The sequence below is a fragment of the Gemmatimonas sp. UBA7669 genome (genome assembly GCF_002483225.1).
GTDB lineage: Bacteria > Gemmatimonadota > Gemmatimonadetes > Gemmatimonadales > Gemmatimonadaceae > Gemmatimonas.
On record NZ_DLHL01000056.1, the window covers coordinates 78028 to 100663 of the forward strand.

Genomic DNA, 22636 nt, shown 5'->3' on the forward strand with positions numbered 1-22636 from the left:
CGTGGGACGCGTACTCTCGATTGTCAGTCAGAAGGGCGGAGTGGGCAAGACCACCACGGCCGTGAATCTGGCGGTGGCGTTTGCACGCCGCGGACTCAAGACCCTGCTCGTGGACGCGGATCCGCAGGGTGCCGTGCGGTACGGCGTGGGCCTCCGGCGTGGTCACCCCACGGTGGGCTTCGATGACTACCTCCGCGGCGAGCGCAGTCTGCGTGAAGTCATTCTTCCCACCGCGCTGCCCTGGTTGCGCGTGATTCTCGCCGGCACCGTGTCCGACTCCGCCGACCACACGGCGTTCCAGCGGTCAGTTGGCGAGACGACCGTGCTCGGGGAATTGCTCGCCATGGCGCGTGAGCGCTGTCACGTCGTGGTGGTGGACACCCCGCCGGGCCTTGGCGCCATCACGCGGCGCGTGCTCGCAGCCAGTCAGCATGTGGTGGTACCACTGCAATGCGAGCCGCTGGCACTGCAGACCACGCCGCAAATTCTGCGCGCCATTCAGGACGTCATCAGCGAAAACGACGAGTTGACGCTTGAAGGCATCCTGCTGACGATGTTCGAGGAAGGGAACCCCGCCACCGAGCGCGTGGTACGCTACGTGCGAGAGCACCTGCCGCAGCACCTCGTGTTCGACACGCCCATCCCGCGGACGCCGGCTACGGCCGATGCCTTCTCGGCCGGGCAGCCCGTCGTGTTGCGTGCGCCGGCCGATCCGGCCAGTCAGGCCTATATCAACATCGCCACGCGCCTCGCGGAGCGTTTCGCGTAATGCACGTCCCGTTCAACCAGGTGTTCAACCGGGCACGTCGTGTGCTCGGGACTCTGGTGCTCGTTCCACTCGCCGTGGTCGGCCTTGCGGCGGCCTGCGCCGAAATTGGCACCGGTCCCGATCGCCCAGCGGCCATCGAACTCGAACCGTTCCCGTCACCGTCCATCGTTGCCGGCGACACGCTGCGCACGTTCGAGGGCGTGGTATCGCCCATGCGTGCAATTGTGCGGAATGTGTCGGGCGACGTCATTGCCGATGCACCGGTTCGCTATCTCTACGCCGACTTCAATCGCGACTCGGCGCTGCTGGTCGACTCCGCGTCGGGCATCGTGGTGGCGGCCAAGACGCCAAACGGCGAGCCACGTCTCGCGGCACGAGTGGGATCCACGCTTCAGGTGATCCGCTCTCTCGTGGTGACGATTCGGCCGGACACCATGGAGGGCACGTCGCCTACGCAGACGCTGAACATGCTGCCCTTCGACACCACCGCCAATCGCACGGCGGCGTTTCGCGCGGTGCTGCAGAACACGGAAACGACCACGAAGCGGCCGGTAAATGCCTGGGTGGTGCGATATCGCCTGGTGTCACCGGCCAATCCGAACAACGACACCACGCAGGCGGCCTGGCTGGTGAACGAGCAGAGCCGGCCGACCACGGTGGACACGACAGGCTCTCAGGGTGAAGTGGATCGCTTTGTGCGAGTTCGCGCCGGAGCGTTTCCAGCAGCCGGCACGGTGGACAGTGTCGTGGTCGAGATGCAGGCTTTCTATCGCGGTCGTCCGCTGAAGGGCGCGCCCCTGCGCCTGCGGGCCATCGTCGCCGACACGGTCCGGCGCTGACACGGTCGGCGCTGACCGCCTGACGTAGCACACCCGCACGAGTCCTGGCGCCGCCGCCAGGACTGTGGCGCCCGGGCGCACCCGTCGCCAATTTCCGGGTCCCCCTGAATTCTCCGGCCGACTCCCTCCTTCGGCCTTTCGCTGGAGCGCGCGTGATGACATCACTGGCGGCCTCTGCCGTACCCTCGCTGCACAACACCCTGTCTGGCATTCCCTCGCCGAGCGTCGCAGCCGCCGGTGGACCACGTCCGGCGCCCGGGACGCTGTGTCGTCTCTTCTTCGATGCCGTCGAGCGCTACGACCGGCCGGACGCCCTGTTGTACAAGGTGAATGGTGTCTGGCAGCCCACGAGTCATCGGCGCATCCTCGAGCAGGTACGCCACCTCGCGTTCGGACTCGAGGATCTCGGCATCACGGCGCAGGACCGTGTGGGCATCCTTTCGGAGAATCGTCCCGAGTGGTTGCTCACCGACTACGCCTGCATGTGCAGCGGCATTGCCAACGTGCCCATCTACGCCACGTTGCCCGCCGAGCAGATCCCCTATCTGATCAACGACTCCGGGGCGCGGGCCATCGTGGTATCCACGCCGGAGCAGGCGCGAAAGCTGAGCAGTGTGCGCGCACAAACACCGGGATTGCAGTGGATCATCGGCATGGCCGCCAGCACGACTGACGGTTGTGACATGACCCTGGCCGAGGTCATGGCGCGCGGGGCGGCACTCGACAGTGCCGAGCGGGCCACGGCGTTCAAGGAGCGCGCCCTGCAGGTCACACCCGACGCCCTGCTCACGCTCATCTACACCTCGGGCACCACGGGGAATCCCAAGGGTGTGATGCTGACGCAGGACAACGTGCACTCGAACGTGATCGCCTGTCAGCAGGTGTTTCAGTCGTCGGTCACCGACACGGCGCTGAGCTTCCTGCCACTCAGCCACATCTTCGAGCGAACGGGCGCGTACTTCCTGTTCGCGAGCGGCGTGCGCATCGCGTACGCGGAGTCGGTGGACACGGTGCCGGTCAACATGAGTGAGATCAAGCCCACACTCATGCTGTCGGTACCGCGTCTGTACGAAAAGATCTATGCGCGTGTGCTGGAGAACGCCGTGAGTTCGGGCGGGCTCAAGAAGCGCATCTTTTTCTGGGCCAAGGCCGTGGGAGAGCGTTGGGCCGACGAGCGGCTTGCCGGACGCGATGGCGGCGGTCTGCTGGGACTGCAGTATGGGCTCGCGCAGAAGCTGGTGTTCTCCAAGTTGCGCGAACGCACCGGCGGCAACGTGCGCTTCTTCATTTCGGGCGGCGCACCGCTCTCGCCCGAAATCGCCAAGTTCTTCTATTCGGCAGGTCTCGTCATCCTCGAGGGCTACGGCCTCACGGAAACGTCACCGGTCATTTGCGCCAACACGCTCGATGCCTATCGACTGGGTACCGTGGGGCGCCCCATAGCCGGTGTGGAGGTGCGCATCGCGCCCGACGGCGAGATTCTTTCGCGCGGCCCGCACATCATGCAGGGCTACTACAACAATCCGGACGCGACTCGCGAGACCATCGATGCCGACGGCTGGTTCCACACGGGCGACATCGGCAGTCTGGAGGACGGATTCCTTCGCATCACCGATCGCAAGAAGGACATCATCGTCACGGCGGGCGGCAAGAACATCGCGCCGCAGCCCATCGAGAATCTGCTCAAGACCAACAAGTACGTCTCACAGGCCGTGATGCTGGGCGACAAGCGCAAGTTCCCCATTGTGCTCATCGTCCCCAACTGGGACCAGCTCGAGAAATGGGCGGCACGTCAGCAAATCGTCTGGACCGCACGTGCCGATCTGCTGGCGATGCCCACCATCCAGTCGAAGATGGAGAAGGAAATCAAGGAAACGCTCAAGGGGCTGGCCAGCTTCGAAACGCCGAAGAAGGTCGGGCTGCTGGAGCACGACTTCTCCATCGAACGTGGTGAACTGACGCCCAAGATGAGCGTCAAGCGCCGCGTGGTGGAGAAGTCCTACAAGGCCGTCATCGATCAGTTGTACGAGGGCGCCGACTGACGACGCAGTTCCACGAGGCCGTGGCCCTGGGCCACGACCTCGCCAACCCACTCGTGCTCGTCGCGCGCGATTTCACGCACGCCATCCGGCACCTGGAGGCTGGGCGGGGCAAGCAGTCGCCCGCCGGCCCGAACGGCACGCACCACACTGGTCACGAATTCCGGCTGCCCGTGTGCGGCGTCGAGCGCCGCCGCGTGCAGCGTGGCCACACCAAGCGGCAGGCGATTGCCGACACGCAACACGGACAACGGCACCCGCACGTCGTCAGCGGATGTCACTTCCGGGTTCGCCAGCACCTGCGGAAACTCGACCAGCATCTGCAAGGCGCCTGAGGCTGCGGCGTGCGCACCCGCGAGCAACACCGGGCGAGACATCGGCCCCGCATCGGGTGACAGACCGAGCAGTGCGGCAAGACGCAGCGGGTCCGGCGCTGTAGCGGCCGTGGCGCGCGAATCGTACGGAGCGCCGAGCCGAAAGTCGGCCACCCCCTCTCGCACGGCAAACTCCCGCTGGCACACCGGGCAGGCCAGGTCGACGTCGAGCAGCTGCGCACCACTGGCGCGGTGCACCATGGCCACGAGCCAGGACTCCTCGTGATCCATCGGGCAGCGCAGCGCGTCGAGCAGGTCGCGATGCATGACCCGTCAGGCGCGGCTCAGCCGCACCTCGTCGATGTTCAGGTGCGCCGGTCGCGTAACCGCCCAGAGCACGGCGTCCGCCACGTCATCGGGCCGGAGCATGGCCGCGCGTGGCGGCAGGCCCGGTGTGTTGTCCGGGTCGATGGGATCCCAGATGGGTGTGTCGGTGGCCGAGGGCGCGACGAGTGTGGCCCGCACCCCGGTCCCCACGAGCTCCTCGCGCAGCACCTCGTGCAGGGCCCGTGCGCCAAACTTGCTGGCCGCGTACGCGGAGTTGCCACCGAATGTGCGGCGATCGGCCACCGAGCCGATCGTGACTACGTGGCCGCGTCCCGACTCACGCATGGGCCGCAGCAGCGTGTGCAGCACCCGGAACGGCGCCACGAGGTTGCTGTCTATTGTGTCGGCGAACACCTCGGGCGTGGTATCGACGATGGGCGCGAGCGGAAACACGCCGGCATTGTTGATGAGCAGCGTGGGCCGCTGCGCCACGGTCTCGAGAACCGGCACGAGAAGTCGCTGCACGTCCTGCGCCTGCCGGAGGTCACACGCCAGTGCATGCACCCGGGCCTCCGCGCCCGGGGCAAGGGCCTGCACCTCGGCCACCAGGCTTTCGAGCCCGGCCAACCCGCGCGCCACGGCATACACCTCAGCCCCGGCCACGGCGAGCGCACGCGCCACGGCGCGCCCGATGCCTCGGGACGCGCCGGTGACCAGGGCCTGAGTGCCTGACAGCGGATTCATGCGCTCGGCACTACGTGTCAGACAGACGTGGGTGAATGCGCAAGGCGCAGGAACTCACTGCGTGTCTTGGGATCGTCGCGGAAGAGACCGCGCAGCGACGAGGTGATGGTGCGCGAGTTCTGCTTTTCGACACCACGCATCATCATGCAGAGATGCACCGCCTCGACGACGACGCCCACGCCCTTGGGCCGCAGGGTTTCCTCGAGCGCATCGGCGATCTGTTCGCCCAGCCGCTCCTGCACCTGCAGCCGGCGTGCAAACACCTCCACGACGCGCGGGATCTTGGAGAGGCCCACGATGCGCCCGTTCGGCACATAGGCCACGTGCACCTTGCCGAAGAACGGCAGCATGTGATGCTCGCACATCGAATACATCTCGATGTCGCGCACCATCACCATGTTCTCGTGATTTTCCTCGAACAGCGCGTCGCCGATGACCTCAGCGGCCGTTTGCTGATAGCCACGCGTCAGCCACATCATGGCCTTGGCCACGCGGCTGGGCGTCTTCCGGAGTCCGTCGCGTGTCGGGTCCTCACCCACCAGACCGAGCTGGCGGTGCACCAGACCCTCGAATTCGCTGAGATCGCCGTCCACGGCGAAATCATCGGGATCACTGATGTGCACGAGAGGACGTGCGCCCAGGGCGATGGCGTTCACGCCGTCACTCGCCTTCGTAGTCGACATAGTTGTTCTCGGTTTCCCAGAGCCGCAGGCGAATCAGGCGCGCCGGAGCGACGGCCGGAAAGAGGACCCGCCACATCTGAACGACGACGTTTTCCGTGGTGGGATTGATGCCCGCCATGTACGGCACGTCGATGTTGAAGTTGCGGTGATCGGTCTGGTTGATGACCTCGCGCTCCACCACATCGCGCAACTGTCCCAGATCAATCACATAGCCCGTCGTTTCGTTCACCGGGCCGCGCACGGACACCTCGAGCACGTAGTTGTGCCCGTGCCAGTTCGGGTTGTTGCACTTGCCGAACAGGCGGGTGTTGTCCTCGTCGGACAGCGCGGGGTTGTGGACGCGGTGCGCCGCATTGAAGCGCAGTCGCCGGGTCACGGTCACGATGGGCATGTCCGGAGAACCGTCGAAATGGGGGAGAAGTTCCTTCGGGAACCGCACGGGCCCCAGCCAGTCAATGTGGCCGAAAGACAACGGCCCCGCCACTGGGACGGGGCCGCTGCCATGATCACGGATACGGAGAGGGTGTCTTGAAGCCCAAAGGAAAGGATTGAGACTCTCACCGCGCTTCCGCCTTCCCCGCACTGGGGCATGACGTTCACACCGTTTATCGAGTCCTCTCTAAGGACTTATCGGCTCAAGAAGTAAAGTCTCTCCGCTCCGCGACCAGTTGGTCCTGCACACTGTCTGCTGCTTGACGCGTACTCTACGGGGACGTCACGGGCCGCGCAAGACGAGCGCGTGACGCCGGCCTCCACTAGATTTATGGGATGGATCTTTCGCTACTTGCCGGAATCGTGATGCTGGTGGTCTGGGGTGCCCTCACCTTCACCACCGAAGCCCCGGGATGGGTACACCTGCTGCTCACGGCAGGCGTGTTTCTCATCATCTGGCGCATGGTCGTGCGCGACACGCCGTCCGGACCGACGCGCAAGTAATCGCGCCGCTCAGATCTCCCAGTTCGACAACACGAGCCCTTCGGCCGACGGCGTTTCGCTGAAGCCGTTCAGGCTCATGCGCAGATCGGTCCAGCGCACGCGCGCGCCGAGTGCGACCATGGTACGGAAGGCCTCGGGACAGTCGCCCTGCATGCGCACCGCGAGCCGCCGTGTACCCAGACGGCGCGCAAGATCACTGAGGGCCCCCAGCATGCCCGGCAGGTCGGCGCGCTGCGCCAGCACCAGCTTGAGCACCCGCAGCTCATCGCGCGGACGCCCCTCCACCAGCGGCGCACTGTGACACAGCGCAAATCCCTTTGGATCGGAGAGCGGCCCGAGCACGAGGGTGTCGCCCAGCGCCAGCGCATCGGTGATGTCGAGTTCACGCGTGAAGTCGTAGCCCGGCGCCATGCGGTCCGTGAGCCGACGACAGGCCTCGATGGTATCATCACGCTCGAGCCCATGCAGCTGGGAGAGCAGTCGTGGGGAACGATCACCGAGTGCCGCATCGAGCGTGAGCGTGACGGTGAGATGCCCCGGCACGAATCCCAGCGCGGCATAGAAGCCGATGTTGTCCATCGTGCGCGGCATGGTCTCGAGGCCAATCACACGCGTGTGCTGTTGCCGCAGCCAGCGCATGCCGCTCTGCACGATGCGCTTGCCAAGTCCGGATCCCTGATGATCGGGACGCACGCAGAGCGGGCCCATCCAGCCTTCCGCGCCAGATACATGCGCCATGTTGAAGGCCACGATGCGTCCGCGCTCGTCGCGCCAGCACAGCGCACCGTCTCCTGCATCATCGATGGCATAACGCCAGATGGCCGGGTTGAGCGGCGGCACGCGCACACCGTGCATGCCATCCTTGCGATAACGCTCGGTGAAGGCTTCGGTGAACACCTCATTGAGCTGCGCGATGTCCTCGTGCGTGGCCACGAACGGGCCTTCCACGGGGCGCAGCGGCCGATGTGGCCTCGAGGTCACGGCCATCTCAGCCCACCGCCACCGAGAGGGCGTCCGACGTGACCAGGCTACTGCCGGTGGCGTCGTCGTATCGCACCTGAATGAGACGGTCGAGTCCCTCGCGCACCTGTTCGATGTGCGTGATCACGATGACCTGCTCGAAGCGGTCGTGCAGCTTGCGCAGAAGTTCCATCACGTTGGCCCGTCGCATTTCGTCGAGTGACCCAAACACTTCGTCGAGGATGAGCAACGAGAAGTGCTGCCCTGCCCGCTCCGCGATCATCTGCGAAATGGCGAGGCGCAACACCAGATTGCACAGATCCTCCTCACCACCGGAGAGCACCGGCTTGGGCTCCCCGTCTTCCCGCACCACCACGCGGTACTCCTCGTCGAGTTCGAGCTTGGGGTAGCGTCCGTCCGTGAGGTCGGCAAGAAAATCGCTGGCCACATCGGCGAGTTCCGGGCGCAACTGGAAGTTGAGGTCCGTGCGCACATCGGTAAAGGCACGGTCGAGTTCCTCGTGCAGGCGGCGCTCGCCATCGATCCGATCGAGCGTCTCCTGCAACCGCGCCAGATCCCGGCGCCCCTGCTCGGCGGAGTCCAGCGCGGCTCTTGCGCGCTCGGCATCACCCTGCGCCGCGAGCGCCTCGAACTCGGCACGGCGTGCGGCGGCCGTGGCCCGCTCGAACGCTTCCCGCAAACCCAGATAGGCGGCGTCATCCATGCCGGCACGCGCCTGACGGGCCTCGAGTTCGAGGAGCCGGGTGCGCGCCAGCTCGCGCTGCGCCACCACCCGCGTACGTTCGGTCCGCGTGACCAACTCGCGATCAACCAGGGCGCCGAGGCGGGCGGCCTCGCGCTCAAGCACCTGCCGACGTGCGGTTTCTTCGCGAAGCGCGGCCAACTGCGCCGCGTTGAAGCCGGATGGCAGTGCGGCGAGCGCAGTGCGCGCGAGCTCCAGTTGCGCCGTGACCTGCTCCCGCTGCCGCGCATTGTCCACCGCCTCACCCATCGCACCCTGGATGCGTCCGAGACGCTTCTCCGCAGCCTGCAGGTCCTGCTGCACCTGCCGCCGCTTCGCCTCGGTTTCTTCCACCACGGACGGCGTGCTGCTCAGTTGCTCACTGCGCTGCCGGTAGTAGTTGCCGTCCACCCGTACCGTTTCAATCTGTTCGTGCAACTGATCCAGCACGCTGCGATAGGTGGCTCCCAGTGGCCGGCCACAGGTGGGACAGGGGCTATCGGCCCCCAGCCCTTCGAGCTTGTCTCGCTGTTCGCTGAGTTCGGTGTACTGCCGGCGCAGCGCCTCCAGTCGGGTTTCCGCCTCCTGCCGATCGCGCGCCCAGCCCGTACGTTCGCGCTCGAGATGCTGCTCCACGTCCTGCAATTGCGTGCGCAGCGTGTGCAGCTGTTCCTGTGTTTCGCGCTCGAGCACCGGCGCCGACTCGAGACGCTGCGCCCGCTCGGCGAGCGCCGCTTCGTTGGCCGCGAGTGCCTGAACGCGCTCGAGCAACGCGAGGCGCCGCGACTCGGCGTCGGAGAGCCGCTCCTGTTCGGCGAGGGCTGCGCCTACGTGGGCGGAAGCGTCAAGCTGCGCGCGCACGCTGGCCAGCGCCGCGTGGGCCGTGGCCACAGCCTCGAGATCACGATCGAGTCGTTCGAGATCACGCGTCAGCGCCTGCGCCTCGCTCTCTGCCAGACGGAAATCCGAGAGGACCTGCTGATGTTCTTCGCGCCACTGCTGCGCCGCGAGCCAGGTGGGTTCGAGTTCCGCCAACTTCGCCGCCGATGCGTCCCGGGTGCGCTCGCACTCAGCCACGCGCTCGCGTGTGGTGGCCACTCGGGCCTCGGCGTCGGCCACGGCACGCCAGATGGCGTCTGCGTCCGGCATGCCTTGCTTGAGCCCATTGCTTTCCGCGAGCAGCACCCGGCGTCGCTCCCGCGCAAATTCCTGCGCCACGCTGATGCGATCGTAGCCCAGCACGCGCGATAGGAAGCGTGCCCGATCGGCGGGGCCCAGGGCGGCCATGACGTCGAGTTCTTTCTGACCGGTGAAGTAGGTGTGGAAGAACTCGCTGCGCGTCATGCCGAGGCGCCGCTGCAGCAGCTCGGTAGCTCCCGAGAGCGTGCTGGCGATGGGCGTGTCGCCATCGTCGAGGTAGACTTCGGCGGCACTCAGGCCGCGCAGCACGCGATAGCGATGGCCCGCCAGTTCGAAAACCAGCTCCACGCGAACGGGAGCGCGCTGTGGCGCGCGCGCGAAGCGAATGGACTCGCGTGTGCCACGCGCCGCCGGCGTGCCGTAGAGGGCAAAGGCAATGGCTTCGAGCAGCGTGGACTTGCCCGCGCCATTGGGCCCGATGATGCCGGTGAGCCCGCGCTCGAAGCGCAGGGTGGTGTCGGCATGCTGACGAAAGTTCTGGAGCCGCAGTGAATGCAGTCGCACGTCAGCCGTCCACCACGGGGAGAGCGGCCGCCGCTGCATCTTCGGCCTGTTGCAGATACTGCGCGGCCAGCGTGACCAGCGCCTCGCGTTCGACGCCGGCGCTGAGCGGACGCTCGCGCAACTTGCCCAGCACGATGTCGGTGAGCGTGGCCCGCCGGGCGCGCCCCCCGGCTCCACCGCCGGGCAGCGCCGGCAGCGGATCGGGGCGACGCGTATCGAGCTGAAAATGCAGCGCCTGCCGCCGATAGTCGCGCAGCGCCGTGTGATCGAGCTCGCGCACGACATGCCGCGCCACATTGCGCACCACCACGCGCACCACGGCATCGGTTATGCCGCCCGGCACCGTGGCCACGCGCGCCGCCACGGCCTTGTCCACGTCGTCTGCGCCCATGCCCGACGCATCCACCGGTTCCAGGTCGAGCAGCACACGCGATGAAGGCACCGGATGGAAACGATGGGCCCCGGTGCGCAGATCGCGCTCGATGAATCCCTTGCCGTTCACGCCCGCACTGCGTTGCTCGCGCAACTCCCCCCACGGATTGCTGCTGGTGTAGTCGATGCTGCCGCTGTACCAGGCATTGGGCGCCATCTCGCGGCACACGTGATAATGACCGAGCGCGACATAGCTCCACGCACTCGTGTGCAGGTCATCGAGCGGAATCTCCACCGCGGCACGATCCTCACCGGCCGCGTGTGGAGGCAGCAGGCCCGCTATCTCCCCGTGGAGCAGCAGCACGCGGTGCGCAAATCCATCCGGCGGCACCAGCGATGGTCGCTGCAATCCCGGCACATCGGGCACGGCCATCACCACCAGATTGCGCTCGGGGAACGTGAAACATTCGGCGCGCTGCTCCGCCACATGCACACCGATCTCGCGAAAGAGCGCGAGAATGCAGCCGGTGTCCACCGTGCGCGGTGCATCGTGATTGCCGGCGACCATCACGATGTCGCAGTCCGGCAGCGCCTGGCGCAGGCGCTGGAACTCCCGATAGGCGTGCAGAATGGCCGCGTTGCTGGGCCGCACCGTGTGAAAGATGTCTCCACCAATGACGATGACATCCGGCGCGCAGGCGATGACCTGATCGAGCGTGCGCGAGAGCGTCCGGTTGACGTCATCCTCGCGCTGGTTGATGCCACCGGGCGTGAGCCGCTGATACTGCCGGAACCCGAGGTGGAGATCGGAGAGGTGCACAAGCCGCATCCCACAAAGTACGCGGGCGCATGGAATCGCCGCAGTGGGGAGGCGGAGTTGGGGACGCCCTATGGGGCTATCGCACCTGCACCCGCTGCACGATGCGCAGGTCGAAGACACGCGGGGGCGTGGCGCCGGCGGGGCTTGTGGCCACCTCACTTTGGACCTCGAGGACGGTCCGTGCGTCCATGATCCACGCCCGTTCGCGGTCCACCCGCATGACCCCACGCATGGTGCCCGCCGTGACCACGCGTGTACCGGCGGGCAAGTCACGCAGGGGCCCATCGCGATGCAGCGTGCCTTCGATTGAGATCCAGGCCTGGCGCCCGTCGCGGGTGAGCGAATCGAGACGCAAACGCGCCTGCACCACGCCGTCTACCCGATAGCCCGCCACCGGCAAGGACGGCAGGCGCATGTCACGGGTCCATTCACTGCCCACGGAAACGGGCGCGGCGGGCAACAGGCCGGGCATGGAGGTGAGGGTGGCACCAAGGTCGGCATCCCCATCAGATGACTCGATGACGCGCATGGCGCCATCCGGCGTGACCTTCATCCGCATGGTCTGCCCGAAGATGGGCGTACTCACGGGACGCGCGCCGTCGGGCGCGTCGCCGCTACCCACAACAAGTGAGTCGGAGTGCACCCACAGGGTCGTATGCGACAGGTCGGCCGCCTCCACGAGACTGTGCGCGAAGAGCTGGATGCGCGTGGAGCGCAGCGTGGCCCTTGAGGCCAGCGGACCATAGGCCGGCGCGCTGTTGGCGTCCCGGCGCTGGGAGGTGGTGACGGTCTGCTCCACCATGAGACGCAGCGTGTCGCCTACACGAGGACGCACCATGAGGCGCACACCGTCGAGCGACGTGCGCGCGGCGCGCGCGTTGGCTGTCGTCTGACCGACGTTCTGGCCGCTCGTCTGGGCATGGAGTGCGGTCCCGCTGCTCGCACTGCACAACGCCGCACTGCCAAGCGCAAGGCACAGAGACCGGGACGAGGGACGCAGAAAGGGAGCCATCGCCTTACGATACCGTCAACCGGTCGGAGAGGATCCCTCGAAACCCAACCGCGCGGGTTCCACACGTGGGCAGACTGTGGACAACGGACCGATGACGGACGAAACTGCGGAGTCCTGCATGTCCCTGTCCCTTTGCCCGGCCGCCCGGTTCCCCATGGTTCCCCAGTTCCCGTCTCGCACGCGTCGTCGGTTCTGCCAATCGGCCGTCGCGCTGGCCCTGCTGCCCATGCTGGCCGGTTGCGACCGACTCAAGTCGGCGTTGCAGGAACCCGCCGTCGGCGATCCGGTGTGGCAGGCCGACAGCAGCCTCATTGCCAAAGCGCCACCCATGCTGTTTCGCGTGCTGCGCAAGCCGGACGGCGATCAGGTGGTTCCCATTGCCACCATCGGCGAGAAGGGATTCCAGCCGCTCTATCTCAGCAACCGCGGGTGGCGCGCCCTCGATCTGAATGCCCTGCACAGCGGCGTGACCCTGCAGGCGCTGCGCGGCGGCGAAGTGAGCGGCACGGTGAAGATCACCCGTGGCATGTGGGAGGGCGGCACGGCGCTGGATTCCATCCAGGGATGCCGCGTCATCGTGCCGGGAGCCCGCGCACAGGTGCCCGACGGGGTGGAGCTGCTGCTGAGTGGCGCGAAGCCGCAGCGACCAACCGGCAGCGGCAGCGATGCCGCCATTGGCCAGACGCTCGAAACGATCGCCACGCTGGTGGCCCCCACGCTGGGCATCCCCATGTCCGCCATGCCCCGCTACCGTCGGCAGGTGCATGTGGTACCCACGGGCGCCACGGCGCAGCCCACGCTGGTGGTCATTTACGACGATCCGGAAGTCGTGCCCGACAGCGTGCCCGTGTTTCCGCAGCCGCGTCCACGCCAACTGATCGTGGTACTCGACAAGGGCATCTACGGGTACAAGCCGTCGCACACCTTCTCCACACTCGGCAATCGCAAATCGCCGCCGCGACGACGCTTTCTGGGCGCCGTGGATGTGGACGAAGACGGCAAGGCTGAACTGCTGTTCGGTTTGCAGGATCCCCGCGCCGAGCTGATCACGATCGGGTTCCGCTTTCGCGTCGAAGCCTGGGACCAGAGCTTCACCTACGAGCGTCTGCGCTGTCACGGCTAACGCAGCCGAGCACTCATGTACGACCGTATCGGCCCGTTCACTCGACGCCGATGTCCCAGGCCTGCTCGAGATCGGTGCGGCTGTACGTGCGAAACGCCGTAAGGGTTTGTGTGCGCAAGATGCCCGGCACGTTGGCAAAGCCCTGCGTGACCACGGTCGCGATCTGATCGAGATCGGGCACGCGGACAATCGCCACCAGGTCCCAGGCCCCGGACACGGAATACACCTCGGCCACTCCGTCGATGCCGGCCAGCGCACTGGCGCAGGCCACGATGGACTTGGGATCGGCCTGCACGAGCACAATCGTGGTGATCATCGCCATAGTCTCCGCGTGAAGGTCAACCGGTGGTCAGGCAGCGTGCCACGCGCGTGAGACCTTCCACGGCGAGATCCTGGCGCGTGGCGTAGCTGGCGCGAATCCATCCCGGTGTACCAAAGGCACTGCCGGGTACGATGGCCACCTGATATTCGTCGAGCACTGCGGCCGCAAACGCCGCCCCGGGATCTTCGGCGCCGCGGAATCCCTCCACGTTCACGTACAGGTAGAATGCCCCGCGCGGGCGGATGTAGCGCACGTTCGGGAACGCATCGAGCGCCTGCATGACCGCATCGCGGCGTGCGCGGAAGGCACGCACCATTTCTTCGACCGCGGCGTCGGCCTGCTCGCGTTCGGTGAGAGCCGCCAGCGCGGCATGCTGCGACACGGCGGCCGCGTTGGACGTGGTGTGACCCTGGAAGGCCGTCATGGCCTTGGACAGGGCCAGCGGCGCAATGGACCAGCCGATCCGCCAGCCCGTCATGGCATAGGCTTTGGCCACGCCATTGATGACGATGAGGTTGTCGCGAGCCGGCGCGACTTCGAGCACGGACTGCGCACCACCTTCATACGCAATGCGCAGATAGATCTCGTCGGCGATGACCCACCACCCGCGCTCAGCGGCCAACGCCAGAATGGCCGCCAGTTCGTCACGGGTGTACACCGCGCCCGTCGGATTGCTCGGCGAGCAGAGCATGAGCCCCTTCGTGCGGGGCGTGGCTGCCTCGGCCAGTTGCGCGGCCGTCACCTTGAGATCGTTCGCCGGATCTCCCGGCACGGCCACGCAATTGGCACGCGCCAGCTCCACCATCTCGAAGTAGCTCGTCCACGACGGCGTGGGGATGAGCACGTCATCACCGGGCCCGAAGCAGCACACACAGGCGTTGTAGAGCGACTGCTTGGACCCGTTCGACACCACCACTTCGGCCGGCGTGACCGGGGCGCCCTGCATCTGAATGCGGTTGGCGTCCGCGGCGATGGCCTCACGGAGCGGCAGAATGCCTTCGGTGTTGGTGTAGCGTGTGGCGCCGGCCTCGACGGCGCGGGCGGCCGCCTCGCGAATGAAGGCGGGCGTGTCGAAGTCCGGCTCCCCAGCCCCCAGATCGATGACGGGAATGCCCTGCGCCTTGAGGGCACGGGACTTGGCGGCCACGGCCAGCGTGGCGGATTCCTTGAGTCGCGCGATGTTCGGGGACGGCTGGAAAGACAGCGGCATGACCGGTCGCAGGAGTTCGGAGTGGGAAATCGCCCGGGAGCCGACTAGATTTCCGGGTTGGCCCGATGTTGAGGGCCAGCGAGGTGCCGTCCCAATTAAGCGACCCCGACACGTGGGCGCCATGACGGCCGCAGGGCGCCAGACGGGCGCGACAAGCACCGGCGGTTGGGCCGCCGGGATGACTGACAACTGAAGGGGTGGGGCGTGAGCGAGCAGGATCGGGAAGAGACGTCGTCCGGGACGACGCGAAGCCAGCACGTGGTGCTGGAAGGGCCGGCGGATATGCGCACGATGGCTGCGGCCATGCGCGCCGGCGTGGAACGGAGCCGGGATGGCGGCGCGGAAGCCGCACCAGTTTGCCTCATCGTCACCCCAACGGCCGAACAGGCCATTACCGCCGGTGATCAGGCCCGGCGCCTGCTCGAGGGCAGCGCGGCGCGTGTGGTGCCGGTGACCGGCGTGGTCCGCGCCAAGCGCGTCCTGCGCGCCGCCCCCGTGGCGGTCGTCACCGGCACGGTGACCGACCTGCTAGCCCTGCGCCGCGCCTCGGGACTTGATCTGGACTCATTGCAGGCCCTGGTGCTCGTCGGCCTCGACGACCTGCTCGCCAACACGGGCGAAGAAGCGCTGCTGGCGCTGTTGGCCGACGTGCCGGAAACGGCCTCGCGCACCGCCACGCTCGACGGCGAAACGCCGGCTACCGAGAGCTTCCTCGAGGCCCAGCTGCGCCGCGCGCGCCGGGTCAATCCGTTTGCCCTCGGCGACGCACCGCTCACCGTCACGCCGCGCTATCTCGTGACCTCGGCCACGGGCCGGGCCGACGCACTGCGCGCAGTGCTCGACGAGATCGACCCGCCGTCACTCTGCGTCGTGTCGTCCACCGACGCCGGCGTGGAAGACGCCACGCAGGCGCTCGCGCGACTGGGCCTCGTGGTGGATGGGCTCAATGTGCAGGTCGTGCGTCAGCCGTCGGCGCAGCATGTCGCCATGACGGTGCTGTGGGATGCGCCTCTCACGTTCGATGCGTTGGTCACGGCCATGGCCATGCGTCCGGTGGATGCCGTGGCGCTGTTGCTGGCCGATGAAGTGCCCGCCTTCCGTCGCATGACGGGTGGACTGGCCGAGCCGTGGACTGCGGCGGTCAAGAAGGCGTCGGCGGAAGACCGCGTGCAGACGCTGCGCACCGCGTTGCGTTCCACGCTGGCCAACGGTCAGCCGACGGCCAGCGAGCTGGCGCTGGTGGCGCCGCTGCTGGACACGCATGATGCGGTGGAGATTGCCTGCGCCGCGCTTCGCCTGTACGAAGGCGCGCGCCGCGAAACGCAGGCCATTCGCGCCAAGGCCATTTTCCTCAACCCCAAGCCCTCGGCGCGTGAAGCCCCGCGCAGCGAAGCGCGGGTCGAAGCCCCGGGCGCCGCGCGGTCGGAATCACGCGGTGAGTCGGGCGCGGCCTCCGGCGCGTCGGCTGGCGGCAAGCAGCGTGTGTTCCTCGGTGTCGGCAAGCGCGATGAGGTGCGGGTCGGCGACATCGTGGGCGCGATCGCCAACGAGGCCGGCATTCCCGGTGATCGCATCGGCTCGGTGGAACTGTACGAGTCGCACGCGACGGTGGAGCTGTCCGCGGAAGACGCCACCCGCGCGATCGAAGCGCTCAAGGACGCTTCGCTGCGTGGCCGTCGACTCGGCGCGCGCATCGACGAACGCAGCGGTGAGCGCTTCGGCGCCCGGAGCGGCGGCTTTGGTGGTCGTGGTGGCGATCGCGGTGGTGACCGCGGATTTGGTGGCCGCAGTGGCGGGTTTGGCGGCCGCGGTGGGGATCGTGGTGGTGACCGTGGCTTTGGCGGCCGCAGTGGTGGATTTGGTGGCCGTAGTGGCGAGCGCAGTGAGCGCAGCTTCGGCGAGCGCAAGTTCAGCGATCGTCCGCCGCGTGAGGATCGTGGCGAGCGCAGCGACCGGGGTGAGCGCAGCGACCGGGGTGAGCGCAGCGAGCGTCCGCGCTCGTTCGATCGCGGTGATCGCGGTGATCGCGGTCCGCGCGGTGGCTTTGGTGATCGCGACCGTGGGTCGCGTGGTGGATTCGGTGGCAGCGATCGTGGTGGCGACCGAGGCAGCGATCGCGGTGGTGATCGCGGTGGTCGTCCGCCTCGGGCGTCAGACGAGCGTCGCGCGTTCGGCGACCGTTCGCCGCGCGAACGCACGGAGCCGCGCGGTGAGTGGGCGGAGCGTGGCGATCGCATGAAGTTCGCCAAGCGGCCGCCGCGTCCGGCACAGTCTGACCGTCGCGACGAGGAGTAAGCGCGGCATGAGTGGCGGTTTCCAGGCGGCCGGCGGGTGGATGGAGGTGATCGCCGGCGTGATGTTCAGCGGCAAGACGGAAGAACTCCTGCGTCGCGTGCGACGGGCCACGATTGCCCGCAAGCGCGTGCAGGTGTTCAAGTCACATCTCGATGACCGCTACGCCGGCCTCTGGGCCGTTTCGAGTCATGACCGGCGGACCTTCGAGGCCACGCCGGTCGACTCCTCCTCGCAGATCCTGCTGCGCCTCGACCCGATGGCCCAGGTCATTGCCATCGACGAGGCGCAGTTCCTCGACGCCGGGATCGTGCAGGTGGCGTCGAGTCTGGCCGATCGGGGCCGGCGCGTGATCCTCGCCGGCACTGACACGGATTTTCGTGGGGAACCCTTTGGCGCCATGCCACAACTCATGGCGGTGGCGGAAATGGTGGACAAACTGCACGCCATCTGCGTGCTGTGCGGATCGCCGGCCAGTCGCAATCAGCGGCTCATTGATGGCAAGCCGGCACCGTACGAGTCACCGACCATCATGGTGGGCGCGGCTGACTCGTATGAGGCGCGATGCCGCGCCTGCCACATCGTGCCACGTCGCGACGAGGCACAGCAGTCGCTCCTCTGAGTAGTCGCACACCAAAGGGCCGCCGTGATGCACGTCCTGTGCATCACGGCGGCCCTTTGGTGTACAGCCAGTCGGGATCAGCCAGGCGGGATCAGCCAGGCGGGATCAGCCAGTCGGGATCAGCCGGCTGGCCAGGCTGCGCGTACGCGGCTGGCCGTTTCGAGCAGCACGTCCATGGTGAAGGGCTTCTGCACATACGGCACATGACGTGCGGCGAGGCGCTCCTGTGTGCCGGGCGCCACGCCGTATCCGCTGATGGCCATCACCGGAATGTCGGGATAGCGGGCCGCCATGATCTCGATGAGCTCCAGTCCGCCGATATCCGGCATGGTGAGGTCGGTGACGACGAGCGCCACCTCATCCGAACGCGCGGCAAGGAAGGTGAGCGCCTCGCGGCCGGTCGCCGCGGTGTACACCGCATCACCGGCCCGCTCGAACATGCGCCGACCGAGATCGCGCAGACGCGCATCGTCATCCACGAGCAGCACACCGCCCTGTCTGCGCGGCGAGGGCGCGGTCTCAGGTGGTGTGTCTGAATCGCTGACAGGGGCGTCGGTACCGGCCGCTGTAACCGTGTCGGCCGCCACAGGGACGACGGCAGGTTCGGTTTCCTCTGCCACAGGCACAGCCTGGGTCGCGGCCGACTCGCTCACCACCGGCCACTGCGCGCGCACGATACTCCCCGCCGTGCTCCCCGGCGGCGGCACATCCACCCGCAGTCGTCCACCGGTCTGACGCAGCAGGGTGTGCAGGACAGCCAGCGCCAATTCGCGGTCGCCACCGCTGCGCTCCGGCTCGAAACCGGGCGCTGCCAGACGCGCCGCGAGGTCGGCATCGATCACGTTCGAGGTACACCGCAGGGCCAGTTCCGCCATGCCCTCGTCACCTTCGGCTGGTCTGGTGCGCAGGAGCAACGGACCGGTGACAGACGCCGACTCACCGCCGGCGCATGCCATGCGCAGCATCGTGTCCACCACGTCGCGCACACGCACCGGGTCGACCGCAACCATCTGCGCCGTGGACGACGGATCGAGTTGCAGAGACACCGCCGCGTCGAAAGGCGCCAGCACTTCACGTGATGCGGCCTCGCAGGCCGCGCGCACGAGCGGGAGCAGATCGACGCCAGCGTGCGGCGGCGCCGGTCGCCGTCCAGCGGCCAGCAAGCGACGCGTGAGCCACTCGGCGCGATCGGTCGCGCGCTCAATGGCCGCCACGTCGTCGAGCTGCGGCGACGTGCCGCTCATGCCGTCGCGCAAGAAGGTCGTGGCCGCACGAATGACCGTGAGCACGTTGTTGAGATCATGACCGATGCTTCCCGCCACGTCGGCCACGGCTTCAAACGTCATGGCCTCGCGCAGACGTTCGTCACTGTGCCGGAGTTCGGTGACATCGCTGAACACCGCGAGCGCCGCATAAGGCCGCGATTCGCCCGGCCGAATGAGCGGATCGGCCGTGACCACAATCCATGTAGGCTGACTGGCACCGCGCGCCACCTGCATGAGCTGTCGCGGTTGACTGCGTCCGGTGCGCAACGCGATCTGCGCCGGATGCAGTGCCGTGGGCCAGGGTGACCCATCCTCGTGCGTTGCCTGCCAATCACGCTCGATGGGATGCAGCCCCGTCAACTGCGCACCCGTGAGGCCGAGAATGCGTTCGGCGGCCGGGTTGTGGATGCGGATCACGCCGGACTCGTCATGCAGCACCACCCCTTCGCGCATGCCGGCAATGAGCGCGCGGAACCGGCGCTCGGACTCACGCAGCTGCTGCTCCGAGCGCACCCGCTCCGTCATGTCGAGCACGAGGCAATGCATGACCGTCCGCGACGCGTTGTCCACACACCCCGCGCTGAAATCCACGTGCCGCCGCTCTCCGCTGGCCACGCGATGCTCACGCTGCGCGCGGGCGCCACGGCCGGCCCTGATCGACTCGACGATGTGTCGCCACTCGCTCGCCCCCTGCACATCGAGATCGGCCAGGGTCATGCTGCTGAGCGTGGCGCGTGACCATCCGTAGAACGCTTCCGCCGCGGCATTGGCATCGAGGATGCGCGACGTGTCGCAGTCCACCAGCAACTGCGCCGCCCCGTTGTTCTCGAAGAGCCCGCGAAATCGTGCTTCGCTGGCCGCGAGGGCACGCTGGGCGCGATGGCGCTGGGTGACATCGCGCGAGGAGATGGCCACATGGTCGTCGGGCAACGGTACGATCTGCCGTTGCAGCCAGCGGTCGGGTTCCTCGGGCAGCGGCGCGTGCTGCGTGGTCTCGAGTGGCCGCTGCGTGAGGATCACGGCGCACACCTGCTCCCACAGTCGCCAGGTGCGGCTGTGTGGAAACACACTCAGCAGCGACTGGTTGATGAGGCTCTCACGCGGACGACCCACCATGTCGCAGGCGCGCGCGTTCACCTCGACCACCAGCAGATCGGCAATCTCCCCCGTCGGCGCGCGCTGAGCGCGGGCGATGGCAAAGGCATCGAATCCGGCGTCAAGCACGCCCCGCAGCATCGCATAGGCGTCCGAAACCGCCGAGGCGGAGGGGGCCGCAGAAGACGGTGCTGGCTCGGCAGGGGGCAGGGATGAGGCGTCGTTCACGGCGGGAGGCAGGGGGCCGGCGAGAAAGGGGATGGGGCCGGTGTGCGACCCGTAGTGTGACGCCCTGCCCCCCTCCGGCGTCAAGGGGGTGATGTCCAGGTCTCTTTCTTTCACTTCCCTTGAACGGATCGTCGCATGGGCGTAATCGCGACGCTGCTCGCACACGAACCCCGGCTGGCGCGGCTTCGCGCGGCTGCACGGGATCGCTATCGCTTCGTCCCGTGTGAAGACTGGACGTCGCTGACGCGCGCCTGCGAGCGCGGTCCCATCAACGTGGTCGTCTTCGACTTGTATGTCGACGGCCGCGCCGACTTCGAGCGCGTGCGTCAACTGCGGGTACGGGTGCCGCGCGCGGCGCTCGTCGCCTATGTCGATGTCACACGTGAGCGCGCCAAGGACATGTTCGACGCCGGTCGTTGCGGCATCGACGTGCTCATCGTGGCCGACGAGACCGACACGCCGGCCATGCTCGGCGCACTGCTCGACCAGGCCGAGGCGCGTTCGGTGTCCAGCCTGCTCAAGCCGCATCTCGCCGGGCTGCGCTCGGTGGTGCGCGACGCGGTCATGCTCTCGGTGACACGGGCGCACGAACGTCTGACGCCGGACAGCCTGGCCCGGCTCATTGCCGTGTCCCGCCGTCTGCTCAGCAAGCGCCTCGAAGGCGCGCAGCTTCCGCCGCCGCATCAGTTGCTCACCTGGGGCCGGCTCATTGTGGCGGCCAGCATGCTGGAAGACGGCTCGCGCAGCGCCGATGGGGTGGCCAGTGCGCTTGACTTCCCCTCGGGCTCGGCGTTCCGCAACACCTGCCAGCGCTATCTGGGCTGCACGCCGCACCAGATTCGCCTGCGCGGTGGCGCCAGCTGGGTCATTCAGGAGCTCCTCGTGAATCGCGAGAAGCGCCGGCAGATCTCCGATCACGAAGACGACATGCAGGACTCGGCTGCGGCCTGACGTCCTGCTGCTGAACCGCCGTACACCACGAGCCCCGGGGCCTAGCTCCGGGGCTCGTTGCTGTGGCGGGTGCTAAGTTGCAGCATGCTGTACGTCGCCCTCACCGGCAATATTGCCTCCGGCAAGTCCACCGTGGCCCGCGATCTCGCAGCCCGTGGGGCCACTCTCATCGACAGCGATCAGCTCGCGCGTGACGTGGTGGCGCCGGGTAGCGCCGCACTGCGCGCCATTGCCGAGCATTTTGGGCCGGAGCTCCTGCGACCCGATGGTACGCTGGATCGCGCCGCCATGCGCCAGCGCGTGTTCAGCGACACCGCGGCGCGCGAAGCCCTCAACGCCATCGTGCACCCGGCGGTGCGTCGTCTGCGCGAGCAGCGTGTGGAAGAGGCCCGACATCGTGGAGACCGCATTGTCGTGGCGGACATTCCCCTGCTCTTTGAGCTGGGCCTGCAAGGCGCATTTGACGCGGTGATTCTGGTGGACGCCGATGAGAACGTCCGGCGCGATCGCCTCGTGCAGACCCGCGGCCTGTCCGCGCACGATGCGCAAGCCATGATCGACGCCCAGATGCCGTCCGCGCTGAAGCGCGAAGGCGCGACATGGGTCATCGACAACAACGGGCCGCTGGAGGCCCTCGCCCCGCAGGTGGAGGCCGTCTGGCAGGCGCTGGCCGCCCGCGCGACCCCTCAACCACTCACCCCCCGCTTCCGCAACGACGCGCCGTAGCGGATACTTCGCTTGGCCTCATCATTCACCTCGCCTGGAGCATTCCGTGTCGAACATCCCCGCCGACCTGCGTTATACGAAGGAACACGAGTACGTCCGCACCACCTCCGATTCGGGAGTGGTGGCCATCGGCATCACCGACTTCGCGCAGGGTGAGCTCGGCGACATCGTGTACGTGGAACTGCCCAAGCCCGGCGCGAGCTTCGGATCGCACGACGTGTTTGGCACCGTCGAAGCCGTGAAGGCCGTGTCCGAGCTGTACATGCCGGTCGCGGGTGAGGTCGTCGAAGTGAACTCGCGTCTCGATGGAGAGCCCGCCCTCATCAACAACGATCCCTACGGCGATGGATGGATGATCAAGGTGAAGCTCGCGCCGGGTGGCGATGCGGGCCTCATGAGCGCGGACGAGTACCGGGCGCAGCTCGGGGAGTAAGTCGAGGATCTGGGAAACAGAAGGTGTGAGGATCTGAGGATCCGAGGATAGGAGAGCGGGCCCGGGAGACACTCAGTCATCGAGTTGTCTAGTCCTGAAAAATGTCTA

Annotated in this window: 21 protein-coding genes; 10 read left to right on the forward strand and 11 right to left on the reverse strand. The window is 67.3% G+C overall.

What is annotated here, in order from left to right; genetic code table 11:
• Position 1 precedes the first annotated feature (1 nt).
• The 3 genes from B2747_RS18005 (at position 2) to B2747_RS18015 (ending at position 3650) form a co-directional block, all read left to right on the forward strand.
• Positions 2-769 (forward strand): ParA family protein, encoded by a 768-nt coding sequence (locus B2747_RS18005; protein ID WP_291164231.1) that lies wholly within the window; start codon positions 2-4, stop codon positions 767-769.
• Positions 769-1608, forward strand: a complete 840-nt coding sequence (locus tag B2747_RS18010) for a hypothetical protein (protein ID WP_291164234.1) — start codon at positions 769-771, stop codon at positions 1606-1608. The genes B2747_RS18005 and B2747_RS18010 overlap by 1 nt, the downstream gene beginning before the upstream one ends.
• Positions 1609-1763: 155 nt before the next feature.
• Positions 1764-3650 carry a long-chain fatty acid--CoA ligase gene (locus tag B2747_RS18015; protein WP_291164299.1) on the forward strand — a complete coding sequence of 629 codons (1887 nt, stop codon included), beginning with the start codon at positions 1764-1766 and terminating at the stop codon, positions 3648-3650.
• Here the strand turns inward: B2747_RS18015 and B2747_RS18020 are convergent.
• From B2747_RS18020 to B2747_RS18035, 4 genes are read right to left on the reverse strand one after another with little or no spacing between them, the layout of a single operon-like run.
• Positions 3626-4288: a hypothetical protein gene (locus B2747_RS18020; protein WP_291164236.1), complete on the reverse strand. Its 663-nt coding sequence runs from the start codon at positions 4286-4288 to the stop codon at positions 3626-3628. The two genes, B2747_RS18015 and B2747_RS18020, sit on opposite strands and share 25 nt — an antisense overlap.
• A gap of 6 nt (positions 4289-4294) precedes the next feature.
• Positions 4295-5032, reverse strand: coding sequence for an SDR family oxidoreductase (locus B2747_RS18025; RefSeq protein ID WP_291164239.1), 738 nt, complete (start codon positions 5030-5032; stop codon positions 4295-4297).
• 17 nt (positions 5033-5049) lie between these two features.
• Entirely contained in the window at positions 5050-5715 is a 666-nt protein-coding gene (gene folE / locus B2747_RS18030; protein ID WP_291164241.1) for a GTP cyclohydrolase I FolE, read from the reverse strand.
• Complete coding sequence (locus tag B2747_RS18035) at positions 5693-6106, reverse strand: 6-carboxytetrahydropterin synthase (protein WP_291164244.1); 414 nt, start codon at positions 6104-6106, stop codon at positions 5693-5695. The genes folE and B2747_RS18035 overlap by 23 nt, the downstream gene beginning before the upstream one ends.
• A 377-nt stretch (positions 6107-6483) precedes the next feature.
• Here B2747_RS18035 and B2747_RS18040 point away from each other — a divergent pair, with 377 nt between their 5' ends.
• Positions 6484-6651, forward strand: coding sequence for a hypothetical protein (locus B2747_RS18040; RefSeq protein ID WP_291164247.1), 168 nt, complete (start codon positions 6484-6486; stop codon positions 6649-6651).
• Between the two features lie 9 nt (positions 6652-6660).
• On the opposite strand, the gene B2747_RS18045 is transcribed toward B2747_RS18040, so the two are convergent.
• The 4 genes from B2747_RS18045 to B2747_RS18060 form a co-directional block, all read right to left on the reverse strand.
• Complete coding sequence (locus B2747_RS18045) at positions 6661-7632, reverse strand: GNAT family N-acetyltransferase (RefSeq protein ID WP_291164250.1); 972 nt, start codon at positions 7630-7632, stop codon at positions 6661-6663.
• A gap of 7 nt (positions 7633-7639) precedes the next feature.
• The gene (locus B2747_RS18050; RefSeq protein WP_291164253.1) at positions 7640-10057 is read right to left on the reverse strand and encodes an SMC family ATPase; all 2418 of its coding nucleotides are present in this window, start codon (positions 10055-10057) and stop codon (positions 7640-7642) included.
• A gap of 1 nt (position 10058) precedes the next feature.
• A complete protein-coding gene (locus tag B2747_RS18055; protein ID WP_291164256.1) occupies positions 10059-11258 on the reverse strand; it encodes a metallophosphoesterase family protein in 1200 nt (399 codons plus the stop codon).
• A gap of 67 nt (positions 11259-11325) precedes the next feature.
• On the reverse strand, positions 11326-12261 hold the full coding sequence (locus B2747_RS18060) for a hypothetical protein (protein WP_291164259.1): 936 nt from the start codon (positions 12259-12261) through the stop codon (positions 11326-11328).
• Positions 12262-12379: 118 nt separating this feature from the next.
• Between B2747_RS18060 and B2747_RS18065 the strand changes: the two genes are divergently transcribed.
• Positions 12380-13384 carry a hypothetical protein gene (locus B2747_RS18065; protein ID WP_291164262.1) on the forward strand — a complete coding sequence of 335 codons (1005 nt, stop codon included), beginning with the start codon at positions 12380-12382 and terminating at the stop codon, positions 13382-13384.
• A 37-nt stretch (positions 13385-13421) separates the two neighbouring features.
• Here the strand turns inward: B2747_RS18065 and B2747_RS18070 are convergent, their stop codons facing one another.
• Positions 13422-13700 (reverse strand): Lrp/AsnC ligand binding domain-containing protein, encoded by a 279-nt coding sequence (locus B2747_RS18070; protein WP_291164265.1) that lies wholly within the window; start codon positions 13698-13700, stop codon positions 13422-13424.
• 22 nt (positions 13701-13722) lie between these two features.
• Positions 13723-14916, reverse strand: coding sequence for a pyridoxal phosphate-dependent aminotransferase (locus B2747_RS18075; RefSeq protein ID WP_291164268.1), 1194 nt, complete (start codon positions 14914-14916; stop codon positions 13723-13725).
• 204 nt (positions 14917-15120) lie between these two features.
• On the opposite strand from B2747_RS18075, the gene B2747_RS18080 reads away from it, so the two are divergent.
• Together B2747_RS18080 and B2747_RS18085 are read left to right on the forward strand one after the other, a co-directional pair.
• The gene (locus B2747_RS18080) at positions 15121-17211 is read left to right on the forward strand and encodes a DbpA RNA binding domain-containing protein (protein ID WP_291164272.1); all 2091 of its coding nucleotides are present in this window, start codon (positions 15121-15123) and stop codon (positions 17209-17211) included.
• Positions 17212-17218: 7 nt separating this feature from the next.
• Entirely contained in the window at positions 17219-17830 is a 612-nt protein-coding gene (locus tag B2747_RS18085; RefSeq protein ID WP_291164275.1) for a thymidine kinase, read from the forward strand.
• Positions 17831-17949: 119 nt separating this feature from the next.
• Here the strand turns inward: B2747_RS18085 and B2747_RS18090 are convergent, their stop codons facing one another.
• A complete protein-coding gene (locus B2747_RS18090) occupies positions 17950-20418 on the reverse strand; it encodes a PAS domain S-box protein (RefSeq protein WP_291164277.1) in 2469 nt (822 codons plus the stop codon).
• Between the two features lie 135 nt (positions 20419-20553).
• On the opposite strand from B2747_RS18090, the gene B2747_RS18095 reads away from it, so the two are divergent.
• From B2747_RS18095 to gcvH, 3 genes are all read left to right on the forward strand, one after another.
• On the forward strand, positions 20554-21369 hold the full coding sequence (locus B2747_RS18095) for a helix-turn-helix transcriptional regulator (RefSeq protein WP_291164280.1): 816 nt from the start codon (positions 20554-20556) through the stop codon (positions 21367-21369).
• Between the two features lie 84 nt (positions 21370-21453).
• Positions 21454-22095: a dephospho-CoA kinase gene (coaE, locus tag B2747_RS18100; protein ID WP_291164282.1), complete on the forward strand. Its 642-nt coding sequence runs from the start codon at positions 21454-21456 to the stop codon at positions 22093-22095.
• A gap of 46 nt (positions 22096-22141) precedes the next feature.
• Positions 22142-22528 carry a glycine cleavage system protein GcvH gene (gene gcvH / locus B2747_RS18105; RefSeq protein ID WP_291164285.1) on the forward strand — a complete coding sequence of 129 codons (387 nt, stop codon included), beginning with the start codon at positions 22142-22144 and terminating at the stop codon, positions 22526-22528.
• The last annotated feature ends 108 nt before the right edge of the window (positions 22529-22636 follow it).

Bases quoted from the DNA above. Each gene is read 5' to 3' on its own strand.
- B2747_RS18020 (WP_291164236.1), bottom strand. From the start codon at position 4,288: ATGCATCGCGACCTGCTCGACGCGCTGCGCTGCCCGATGGATCACGAG.
- B2747_RS18070 (WP_291164265.1), bottom strand. From the start codon at position 13,700: ATGATCACCACGATTGTGCTCGTGCAGGCCGATCCCAAGTCCATCGTG.
- B2747_RS18040 (WP_291164247.1), top strand. From the start codon at position 6,484: ATGGATCTTTCGCTACTTGCCGGAATCGTGATGCTGGTGGTCTGGGGT.
- B2747_RS18035 (WP_291164244.1), bottom strand. From the start codon at position 6,106: ATGCCCATCGTGACCGTGACCCGGCGACTGCGCTTCAATGCGGCGCAC.
- B2747_RS18055 (WP_291164256.1), bottom strand. From the start codon at position 11,258: ATGCGGCTTGTGCACCTCTCCGATCTCCACCTCGGGTTCCGGCAGTAT.
- B2747_RS18075 (WP_291164268.1), bottom strand. From the start codon at position 14,916: ATGCCGCTGTCTTTCCAGCCGTCCCCGAACATCGCGCGACTCAAGGAA.
- B2747_RS18085 (WP_291164275.1), top strand. From the start codon at position 17,219: ATGAGTGGCGGTTTCCAGGCGGCCGGCGGGTGGATGGAGGTGATCGCC.
- B2747_RS18010 (WP_291164234.1), top strand. From the start codon at position 769: ATGCACGTCCCGTTCAACCAGGTGTTCAACCGGGCACGTCGTGTGCTC.
- B2747_RS18095 (WP_291164280.1), top strand. From the start codon at position 20,554: ATGGGCGTAATCGCGACGCTGCTCGCACACGAACCCCGGCTGGCGCGG.
- B2747_RS18065 (WP_291164262.1), top strand. From the start codon at position 12,380: ATGTCCCTGTCCCTTTGCCCGGCCGCCCGGTTCCCCATGGTTCCCCAG.
- B2747_RS18025 (WP_291164239.1), bottom strand. From the start codon at position 5,032: ATGAATCCGCTGTCAGGCACTCAGGCCCTGGTCACCGGCGCGTCCCGA.
- B2747_RS18060 (WP_291164259.1), bottom strand. From the start codon at position 12,261: ATGGCTCCCTTTCTGCGTCCCTCGTCCCGGTCTCTGTGCCTTGCGCTT.
- B2747_RS18015 (WP_291164299.1), top strand. From the start codon at position 1,764: ATGACATCACTGGCGGCCTCTGCCGTACCCTCGCTGCACAACACCCTG.
- coaE (WP_291164282.1), top strand. From the start codon at position 21,454: ATGCTGTACGTCGCCCTCACCGGCAATATTGCCTCCGGCAAGTCCACC.
- folE (WP_291164241.1), bottom strand. From the start codon at position 5,715: ATGTCGACTACGAAGGCGAGTGACGGCGTGAACGCCATCGCCCTGGGC.